Below are 3179 nucleotides of genomic sequence, written 5' to 3'. Positions count from 1 at the left end.
GGAGGGGTTCCTCTTCCGCCCGCCGGGGCCTGACGCGCACCGACGGGAAGCCCTCACCCGGTCGGGCCATCGCCGCCGGCAGGCCGACTTCGTCCAGGAACGGGGAGGGGCGCCTCGACCTCGCGATGCCCCGGAACCTGGAGAACACCAGCACGTCCCGCGCCCTCGTCACCGCCACATAGAAGAGCTTCCGCTCGGCATCGCGCCCGCCTTCGTACCTGCTGGCGTCGAACAGGCGGGGGGACACCAGCCACTCGCGCTCGCTGCCGGCCTTCGACGACGGGAACCGGCCTGCCACGAGCGCAGGCACGAACACCACCGGCCACTCTAGCCCCTTGGCCTGGTGGACCGTACCCAGGTACACTGCGTCCGCGTCGGGTATGGGGTCGGGCAGTTGCTCGGCATACCCGCCGGTCGCGTATCCGATCAGGTACCAGGCAAGGCCGCTGACGACGGACCCCGGCGAGGGGCGGCGCGCCCCGCGCCAGTAGGCCGCTTGGAAGTCACCTATCACCTTGCTGAACCTGCCCAGATTGGCCAGCCTGACGGCCGCCTCCGAGTCCTCCGGGTCCCACGTGTGGACGCCGAGTTGAGCCAGCAGGTCGTAGTACGCCTCGATGAGGTCTCCATATCGGCCGTCAACGAGGGAGTCCCGAAACGCCTGGGGAGGGCCATCGGCGATCCCACCGGGCCAGAGCTGCCTCGCACGATCCAGAAGGCGGTCGCCTTCGTAGCGCTCGACCGCGCTCCTCCACCAGGAAAGACCCGCGCACCACACGAACAGGCACGCCAGGGCTTCCGCCTCCGGCCGGCGGAAGAGCCCTATCTTCCCCAGCACGAGGTAGGGTATGTTGCGTTCCCGGAAGGCGCGGGTGAACTCCGGCCCCGACGTGCTCACGCTCCGGAGCAGCACCGCCACGTCGCCGTACCTGCACACCGCGCGATCCACCAGTGCGCGGATGGCGTCCGCGATGTAGTCGGCCTCGTCGGCCGGGGTCGCGCAGGCGAGGTGGAAGGCCTGTCCGGGAGGGGCATCCGGCAGGTAGTCCATGGGTGAACGCAGCTCGGAGGCCTCGAAGCGCTCAGCCACCCGGTTCGCCACCTGGATGACGGCCCGGGCGCTCCGGCGGTTCACAGTGAGCGGGTACTCCCCGGCGCCGAACGCACGGGCGAACCGCTCGAAGCAGGCCGGGTCGGACCCACGCCACTCGTAGATGCATTGCCGGGGGTCGCCCACGACGAAGCAGGTCTCCGCCCGCTCCGCCAGGTGGGAGATCAACTGCTCCTGGGCCCGGTTGATGTCCTGGAACTCGTCCACGATGACGTGGCGGTAGGGCAGGGTGAGCCGGTTCCCTTCCAGGTTCTCCACAGCCAGGCGGATCAGGAGGCCGAATGTCAGCAGTCGGTGCCGGTCGAGCAGTTCCCAGTAACTGCGTACCCGCCCGGCGAATCCCGCCCCGGCCGGGTCGGCAGGGTCCGCGCATCTGGCCACGTCCTTCAGGCAGAGGCCCTCGTTGCATACCACCCCCAGGGACTCCAGGAAGCGGAGGCAGTTGTCCGAGTACCGACCCTCCAGCTCCTGCAGGCCGAGCCCCCACCCGTGCCTCATCAGGAAGGCGACTTCCTGGTTCTCGTCCAGCACCGTCTGGTTGCCGTAGCCGAAGAAGTCCTGTAGCAGCCGGGCGCAGAAGCCATGTATGGTCCCCACGTACATCTCGCCAAGGCGGTTGACGACGTCGGCGGGCAGCAGTTCCCCGCCGCGCTGGTACAGGCGCTCCTTCATCTCGGCGGCGGCCTTCTCCGTAAAGGTGAAGGCCACGATCGACCGCGGGTCCGCGCCCGCCGCCAGGAGGTACAGGATGCGCCGCGTGAGCGTCTCGGTCTTACCCGCACCGGCCGCCGCGACCACGCGCACGTACCGTTCCCGCGCGCAGACCGCCCGCCGCTGCTCCTCGGACAGGTCGGCCAGCAACCTGACCCGAACATCGCTTGTTAAGTGCTTCACCGTAGACCCTCCACATGGACGGCCGCTACACTGCCGGGGTGACCGCGTGACCGCGGCCCGACGCCGAGGGACGCGTCGCCAGGGGACCCCACCGCACCCGACAGCCGGGGTACAGAGACCCCGCAGGGGCTGGGACGTGGGGCGCCCAGGCCCTGCCGCAGCCCACAACCGAGACCCAGAGGACCCGCATGGGCTGGAGGACGGGGCGCGCAGGCGTCGCTGCACCCGGCGACGGGAGTTGAGGACCCGCAGGAGGCCCCCCGGCGGAACCCCATCACCCTTCAAAGGTTCGGCCGCACCATGATGACCACGGTCCGCCCGGGACAACATGCCGACGACGGGCGGGACAACGGCCGAAACCCCAAGCCACCTACTGGACGGGGCGGCTATCGGTTGAGTCGGTTGCCGAACACTTCCTGGCCTCTTCGAGGCACTTGAGGATCTCCGCCCAGTAATCGTCGATCGGCCGATCCGGAGTGTCCTCCGGGAGATCCAACGCGGCCCTCAACCGCTCGCTGTGTGCCTTCTGGCAATTGCTGAATTGCCAAAACGGGTACAGTCCGTCGAAAACCCGCTCGATCTTCCGCAGAAGCCTGTCCCAGTCCCCCAAGACCAACAAGTCAGCTGGATTGTCCGGACGCAGGAAGCTCCCCAGGAAAACCCACTTCTCCGCCTTGACGTCAGCTGACCTCAGCCATGCGACCAGCTTCATGGGATCATCCGTCTCCGCTTCATGTCCCTCCACCCTGAGATCCTCGCGCAGGGCGAGCTGGTGGAAGGCGTAGGGCCGCCTGCTTACCGCTTCTCTAAACGCGTCGAACGCGCGGGCAACCCGGTAGGGGGTGAAGCGGCTTCCACGCCCTGGCGTCAACTCCGCGTTAAAGCCCAGTCCCATGCGAAGATACCGCACATCCATCCCGATCTTGAACTGGGCCTCCTCGCGGCCTCCAACGTTGAACACGTACCAGTGATAGGCCCGTACCCTCATTCTGGTCTGCTGAACCTCAAACGCGGGGCCCGGCGCTCTGCTGCGCGTGATCTGCACGTCCCTCATGCACTGGAGCTGATTCACGCGCACCAACAACTCCTCTACCTTGGGCCAGAACCTTGCCGCAACGTCTGCGGGGTCGCCGAGCTTCGCGAGGTCCTCGAAGTCGGCCCTGGTGAACGCGAG

General features: G+C 67.8%; 2 protein-coding genes. Both read right to left on the bottom strand.

Annotated elements, in window-relative coordinates:
* Window positions 1-2005 (bottom strand): ATP-dependent helicase (locus AB1609_19310; protein MEW6048591.1); only part of this gene is annotated, 2005 nt, incomplete at its 3' end.
* Window positions 2006-2375: 370 nt separating this feature from the next.
* Window positions 2376-3179: hypothetical protein (locus AB1609_19305; protein ID MEW6048590.1), on the bottom strand; the 804-nt coding region annotated here is incomplete at its 5' end.

Source organism: Bacillota bacterium (assembly GCA_040754675.1).
Classification (GTDB): domain Bacteria; phylum Bacillota; class Limnochordia; order Limnochordales; family Geochordaceae; genus Geochorda.
The sequence above is the reverse complement of the archived record's forward strand: the minus strand, read 5'-3'. Positions and strand labels throughout refer to the sequence as shown.